Origin of the sequence: Kitasatospora sp. LaBMicrA B282 (genome assembly GCF_050325825.1) — a bacterium.
GTDB lineage: Bacteria > Actinomycetota > Actinomycetes > Streptomycetales > Streptomycetaceae > Kitasatospora.
Window position 1 is genome coordinate 1 of record NZ_JBNQTI010000281.1, and the last position, 6,573, is coordinate 6,573.

Consider the following 6,573-nt stretch of genomic DNA (forward strand, 5'->3'; position numbering starts at 1 on the left):
GCCGCCGCCCCGCACCCCGAGCCGGGCACGGCCCACCGCGTCCCGCCGCAACGCGCCGCCCGGCGCTGAGCGACCGGGTCGGGCCGCTCAGCCCGCGTCGATCCGGGCGGCGCGGCGCAGCAGGCCGGGCGAGAGCCGGCCGAGCCAGCGGGCCGCCTTCGCCTCGACCGTCACCGGGACCACCGGCTTGCCGGTCCGCACCGCCTTGACGATCTCCGCGGCCACCTTCTCCGGCGGGAAGCCGCGGCGGGCGTAGAGCTTGGCGGCCCGGGCCTGCTTGGCGGCCTGCTCGTCGGCCGTGACGGCGGAGAAGGTCGAGGTGCGGGTGATGTTGGTGTCGACGATGCCGGGGCAGATCGCGCTCACCCCGATGCCGCTGTCCACCAGTTCGGCGCGCAGGCAGTCGGAGAGCATCAGCACCGCGGCCTTGCTGGTGGCGTAGGCGGCGAGCACCTTGGAGGGCAGGTAGGCGGCGGCCGAGGCCAGGTTGACGATGTGCCCGCCGCGCCCGCGCTCCACCATCAGCTGCCCGAACGCCCGGCAACCGTGGATCACGCCCCACAGGTTCACGTCCAGGACCCGCTGCCACTCCTTCTCGGTGGTCTGCAGGAAGGTCCCGGAGTGCCCGATCCCGGCGTTGTTGACCAGCACGTCGGGCACCCCGTGGGCGGCCGCCACCTGCTCGGCGAAGGCCGTCATCGCGGGGCCGTCGCTGACGTCCACCCGGTAGGCGTGGCCGGTGCCGCCGACCAGGCCCACCAGTTCCGCGGTCCGCTCGGCCGCCGCCAGGTCGAGGTCGCAGACCACCACGGTGGCGCCCTGCTCGCCGAAGGCCAACGCGGTGGCCCGGCCGATCCCGCTGCCGGCACCGGTGATCACCACCAGCTGCTCGCCGGGGCCGGCCGGCTCGCCGCCGGCCTCGATCCGCCCGGTGAACTCCCGGACCAGGTCGGCGATCACCGGCGTCCCGCCGAGCAGCGCCGACCAGTGGGTGGCGTTCAGCTCGCGCCGGGTGAGCCGGGGCGCCCAGCGCTCCAGGCCGTCGGAGAGGAAGGGGCTGACGTAGTGGTCGCGGCGCAGCGTGATCAGCTGCACCGGCACCCGGGTGCTCCGCTCGCGCGGCGCGCGCAGCCGGGGGCGGATGTTGGCCCGGTACAACTCGATGCCGTGCACCGCGTCCTGACGGAGCGTGGGCTGCGGGTGGTCGGGCCGTCGGGGCACCTGTTCCAGGTCGCGCAGCACCCGCGGCCAGGCCCGGGCCAGGCCCAGCCGCCAGGCGGCGGGGGCCAGGAACGGCAGGTGGAAGGCGGTGACGTACCAGGAGTGCGCGCCCTGGACCAGGAGTTGGCGCAGGTGGCGCGGGGTGGGGCGGCGCATCCGGTGCCGCAGCCAGTGGCCCAGGTGGTCCAGGCAGGGCCCGGACATGGTGGTGTAGGAGGCGATGTGCCGCTCGGCCTCGGGGTCGGTGACCGCCTCCCAGGCCTGCACCGAGCCCCAGTCGTGCGCGACCACGTGCACCGGGTGGTCCGGGCTGACCGCCTCGACCACCGCGCGCAGGTCGGCGGCGAGCAGCTCCAGCCGGTACTCCTGCCGGCCGGCCGGCACCGTGGAGTCCCCGGCGCCGCGCACGTCGTAGCGCACCACGTGGTGGTCGGCGGCGAGTTCGGCGGCCACCTCGTCCCAGACCCGGTGGGTGTCGGGGTAGCCGTGCACCAGCAGCACGGTGGGCCGGGCGGGGTCGCCCTGCTCGAAGACGGCGAGGTCCACGCCCGCGCTGTGGACGGTCCGTCGGCGCACCTGCTGCTGCTCGCCGTCACGGGTCCGCTGCGCGCGGTCGCCCGTCCGGCCGCCGCGCGGTTTCCGGTCGCTGCTCATCCGGTCGCCTCCTCGAGGGTGGTGAAGCGCCGCACGTGCGGCAGGTCGTCGTCCAGCCAGTACGCGTCGTCCTCGGTGACCACCAGCAGTTCCTCGAACTTGATGCCCACCTCGCGGAAGCCGATGTGCGGTTCGACCGCCCACAGGCCCGGGGTCGGCGCGTGCCGGGAGGCGCGCCCGTCGGCCCAGAGCGGCGAACGCCCGTGCAGGCGTTCGCTGATCAGCTCCCGGCCGAGGGTCTGCAGGGTGCGCAGGCCGAAGCCGAAGAGCGTGACGCCCTTGGGCGCGCGGCTGGTGTTGCGGGTCACCTGGTGGCCGATCACCCGCCCAGGGTAGACCTGGTGGCGGTTGTCGTAGCCGTGCGCGGCGATCTGGGCGTCCACCGCGGCGTAGATCTCGTTCAGCGGCTTGCCGGCCCGCACCTCGCGCAGGATCAACTCGCGGTAGACCCGCAGGTCCTGGGCGAGCCGGTCCCAGATCGGGTTGTCGCCGACCTTGCCGCCGTAGCCGATGTCGGCGGTGTAGCCGTCCACCACCGGGGCGCAGTCCAGCACGTAGGGCATGCCCTCCGCCAGCACCCGGGAGCCGGCGAAGAACTGCAGCGGGGTGTGGAAATGCCGGAAGGCGGTGCGGTCGCCGAACCAGGCGAACGGCACGTGGAAGAAGTCCTCGACGCCGGCGGCCACCAGGCAGTGCCGCAGCCTGGCGGTGGCCTGGCGCTCGGTCACCCCGGGCTCGATCCAGGCGGCGACCTGTTCGGCGCAGTGGTAGGCGAGTTGTTGCAGCTCGCGGAAGCGGTCGAGGTCCCGCTCGGAGTAGCGGAAGCCGGGAGCGGTGCCGGTGGGAGTCACAGCAGCCATCGGTTCAGACCTCCAGAACCAGGGTCGCGCCCTCGGCCGCGCGGGAGACGCACGGCAGCAGGGCGCCGCTCGCCCGCTCCTCGGCGGTCAGCCGGCGGTCGCGGTGCTCGGGGGTGCCGGCCAGGACCTGGACCCGGCAGGTGCCGCAGAACCCCTGCTGGCAGGAGTACGCCAGGTCGGGGCGGGCCTCGCGCAGCACGTCCAGCGCGGAGCGGTCGGCGGGGACCTCGACGCGCTCGCCGTCGGTGCCCAGCTGCAGGGCGAACGGGCGGCCGTCGAGGATCGGCGCGGCGGTGAAGCGTTCGAAGTGCAGGGCCCGGGCCGGCGAGTCGGCGAAGGCGTCCTGCACGGCGGCCAGCATCGGGGCCGGGCCGCAGCAGTAGACGGCGGTGCCGGGGCGGGCCCCGGCCAGCAGCTCGGCGCCGGTGGGCACCCGGTCGGTGACGAACCGGACCCGCGCGGGGTCGAGCGCGCGCAGCTCCTCGGTGAACGGCAGCGAGGCGGCGGTGCGCCCGGCGTGCACCAACTGCCAGTCCAGTCCGCGCCGCTGGGCCTCGCGGGCGATCGGCAGCAGCGGGGTGATGCCGATCCCGCCGGCGACCAGCAGCAGCGTGGGCTCGCCGCAGAAGGCGAACCCGTTGCGCGGCCCGCGCACGGTGAGCCGCATCCCGAGGTGCAGGTCGTCGTGGATCTCCCGGGAGCCGCCACCGCCGTCGGCGATCCGGCGGACCGCGATCCGGTAGGCGCCGCGGTCGGCCGGGTCGCCGCAGAGCGAGTAGTGGCGTTCCTTGCCGGAGGGCAGGGTCAGCCGCAGGTGGGCGCCGGGTTGCCAGGCGGGCAGCCGGTCGCCGGAGGGGTCGGCGAGGCGCAGCTCGACCACGTCCTCGGCGACGGCGCGGTGGCCGGTGACCACCAGGGTGAGCGGTGCGCGGGCCCGCGGGGCGGGCAGTCTCGGGTTGCGGCGCAGCAGCGGGCGCCCCATGGCGGGGGTGTAGACGTCGCTGAAGGCGGTGATCGCGTGCATGAAGCGGTCCAGCCGGGGGCGGCCGTAGAGGTCCGGGGGCGGGTTCTCCACGTCGAGCCGGGTGGTGCGGCCGAAGACGGCGGTGGGGGCCGGTGGGGTGGCGTGGCCGTCGGGGTCCTGGGTGGTCACGGCGGGGTGCTGCTTGGTCATGGCGGGGGCTCCGGGGGCGCGTCGGCGGTCAGCGGGCGGCGGCGGCGCGGGCGGCCGGCGAGGCGGCGAGGTAGCCGAGCGCCTGGGCGCTGGAGCCCTCCTGGGTCGGGTGGTAGCCGCGCTTGAGGTAGCGCAGGCCGGAGCGGATCGACTGGACCGGGTCCGGCAGCAGCCCGCGCCGGGCGGCGTCCCGGGCCTGGCCCCAGCTCGGCACGACGCGTCCCTGCAGGGTGGGGTCGGCGGCCAGCAGGAACCGGGCGCCGCGCACCCACAGGTGCAGCAGCAGCGGGCCGGAGACCAGCATGCCGCGGATCCGCCGCAGGTAGCCGGGGTCGAGGTGGGTCATCAGGTCGAAGGCGACGCTGCGGTGCTCGACCTCCTCGGCGCCGTGCCAGCGCAGCAGGTCCAGCATCGTCGGGTCGGCCTGCGCCCGGTCCAGTCCGGGCGAGTTGAGCGCCCAGTTGCCGAGGAAGGCGGTGAAGTGCTCGATCGCGGCGACGAAGGCCACCCGCTCGATGATGTTCTCCCGGCGCTGGCGGGGGCCGAGCTGCGGCTTCTCCCCGAGCACCTTCTGGAACAGCCAGGCGATCTGCCGCACGTAGGGGCGCGGGTCCAGGCCCTGGGTCAGCAGGTGGTCGAGCACCTCCTGGTGCGCCTCGGCGTGGATCGACTCCTGGCCGATGAAGCCGAGCACCTCCTCGCGCAGCTGCTCGTCGGTGACCAGCGGGAGCGCGTCCTTGAAGACCTTGATGAACCAGCGCTCGCCCTCGGGGAGCAGCAGGTGCAGCACGTTGATGGTGTGGGTGGCGAACGGCTCGTCCGGGATCCAGTGCAGCGGCAACGTGCTCCAGTCGAACGTGACGTCGCGCGGCTCCAGCACCAGGTCGGCGTGCACCTCGGGAGTGGTTTTGGGCATGGGGGACCCTCCTGACCTGCGGGCGGGGTGGCGTCAGCACCTCAAACTACTGGCGGGTATCGGAGGCCACAAGGGTTTGGACCGTTCTTATCGACATCGAGTCTAATAACGGGATCATGCAGGGGCGGGCGCAGGGCTCCCCAAGCCCGTGAACGCGCCGGCACGCCCCCGGCGCACGCCGCAGGGGCGGGCGGTGGCCCTCGCCACCACCCGCCCCTGCGTGCAGCCCTACCGGTCGTCGGCCCGGTGGTGCGCCCAGCTCAGCCGCGGGCGCCGCCGCTGTGCTTGCCCCGCAGCCGCCACGGCATCCAGGCCGACTCCAGCTGCGTCGACAGCGACATCTTGGAGGTGCCCAGCAGGCGCTGCGCGAAGTGGATGGGCACCTCGGCGATCCGCACCCCGGCCCGCGAGGCGAGGTACTTCATCTCCACCTGGAACGAGTAGCCGTTCGACTCGATCCGGTCCAGGCCGACCGCCGCCAGGGCGTCCCGGGACCACAGGTTGAAGCCGGCCGTCACGTCGGCGGCCTTCACCCCGAGGATGGTCTTGACGTAGAAGTTGGCCCACCTGGAGAGCAGCCGGCGGTGCACGCCCCAGGCCTCGTCCAGCGAGCCGCCCGGGGTGTAGCGGGAACCGATGACCAGCCCGGCGCCCTGCTCGGCCGCCTTGATCATCTCGGGCAGCGCGGTCGGCGGGTGCGAGAAGTCCGCGTCCATCTGCGCCACGAAGTCGGCGCCGTCCGCCAGCGCCTTGGTCATCCCGGCCCGGTAGGCCCGGCCCAGCCCGTCCTTGGTGGTGCGGTGCAGCACGTCGATCACGCCCGGATGGAGCTGCGCGAGCTTGTCGGCCACCTCGCCGGTGCCGTCCGGGCTGCCGTCGTCCACCACCAGGACTCCGAGACCCGGGACCTCAAGGCCGAGGATTTCCTGGATGATGCGCGGGAGATTCTCGACCTCGTTGTAGGTCGGGATCACCACGACGGTCTTATGGGTCAACGGACGCTCCGTTCAACGGGGATGCATGGCTCTCGCGGTCGACCACCAGACGGTACACCGCGCCATCCAGGTGACATATTCGCAACGACCGATGAGAGCCGGTCCCCCCGGCCCGGGCAGCCGGGCACCGCGCCGCTCCCCCCGCCACCCCCGGCACTCCGCTCGCGGGCACCCGGATCGGCACCTACGGTGAACGAGCCGGTACCCTCCGGCACCGAGAGGAGAGAGCTGTGATCACAGCGCGTGACATCATGCACCGCGGAGCCCAGTGCATCGACGCCAACGAGAGCCTCATGGCGGCCGCCAAGATGATGCGGGACAAGGGCGTGGGCGCCCTCCCGATCTGCGGGCCGGACAAGAAGCTCAAGGGCATCATCACGGACCGTGACATCATCACCCGATGTATCGCGGAGGGCAAGGATCCGTCGACCATGACGGCCATGGACCTGGGCGGCCACCTGCACTGCGTCCGCGCCGACGACGACATGGACACCGTGCTGAAGAAGATGGAGCAGCACCAGATCCGCCGCATCCCGGTGATCGACGACGGCATGCTGGTCGGCATGATCACCGAGAAGGACCTCGCCGACGGGCACAAGATGTCCAAGGGCCTCACCGACCGGCAGATCATCGAGTTCATGGACAGCATGTTCGTCACGCACTGAGCCGCGCCCCGCACCCGGCGCGGCCGCCACGAGGGGCGACCGCCGGTGCGGCGGGCGGCGCCTGCGGGCCGGAGCCGGGCGACCGGCC

The 6,573-nt window shown here is 73.6% G+C and carries 6 protein-coding genes; 1 reads left to right on the top strand and 5 read right to left on the bottom strand.

What is annotated here, in order from left to right:
* Positions 1-87: 87 nt before the first annotated feature.
* From ACQRUO_RS38045 to ACQRUO_RS38065, 5 genes are all read right to left on the bottom strand, one after another.
* Positions 88-1,875, bottom strand: coding sequence for an SDR family oxidoreductase (locus ACQRUO_RS38045; RefSeq protein ID WP_428320753.1), 1,788 nt, complete (start codon positions 1,873-1,875; stop codon positions 88-90).
* The gene (locus ACQRUO_RS38050) at positions 1,872-2,735 is read right to left on the bottom strand and encodes a M24 family metallopeptidase (RefSeq protein WP_428320754.1); all 864 of its coding nucleotides are present in this window, start codon (positions 2,733-2,735) and stop codon (positions 1,872-1,874) included. The genes ACQRUO_RS38045 and ACQRUO_RS38050 overlap by 4 nt, the downstream gene beginning before the upstream one ends.
* 4 nt (positions 2,736-2,739) lie before the next feature.
* Positions 2,740-3,909, bottom strand: a complete 1,170-nt coding sequence (locus ACQRUO_RS38055; RefSeq protein ID WP_428320755.1) for a PDR/VanB family oxidoreductase — start codon at positions 3,907-3,909, stop codon at positions 2,740-2,742.
* A 28-nt stretch (positions 3,910-3,937) separates the two neighbouring features.
* Positions 3,938-4,825 carry a metal-dependent hydrolase gene (locus ACQRUO_RS38060; RefSeq protein ID WP_428320756.1) on the bottom strand — a complete coding sequence of 296 codons (888 nt, stop codon included), beginning with the start codon at positions 4,823-4,825 and terminating at the stop codon, positions 3,938-3,940.
* A gap of 260 nt (positions 4,826-5,085) precedes the next feature.
* Entirely contained in the window at positions 5,086-5,820 is a 735-nt protein-coding gene (locus ACQRUO_RS38065; RefSeq protein WP_428320757.1) for a polyprenol monophosphomannose synthase, read from the bottom strand.
* Between the two features lie 230 nt (positions 5,821-6,050).
* On the opposite strand from ACQRUO_RS38065, the gene ACQRUO_RS38070 reads away from it, so the two are divergent.
* Positions 6,051-6,485 (top strand): CBS domain-containing protein, encoded by a 435-nt coding sequence (locus tag ACQRUO_RS38070; protein ID WP_428320758.1) that lies wholly within the window; start codon positions 6,051-6,053, stop codon positions 6,483-6,485.
* Positions 6,486-6,573 lie beyond the last annotated feature (88 nt).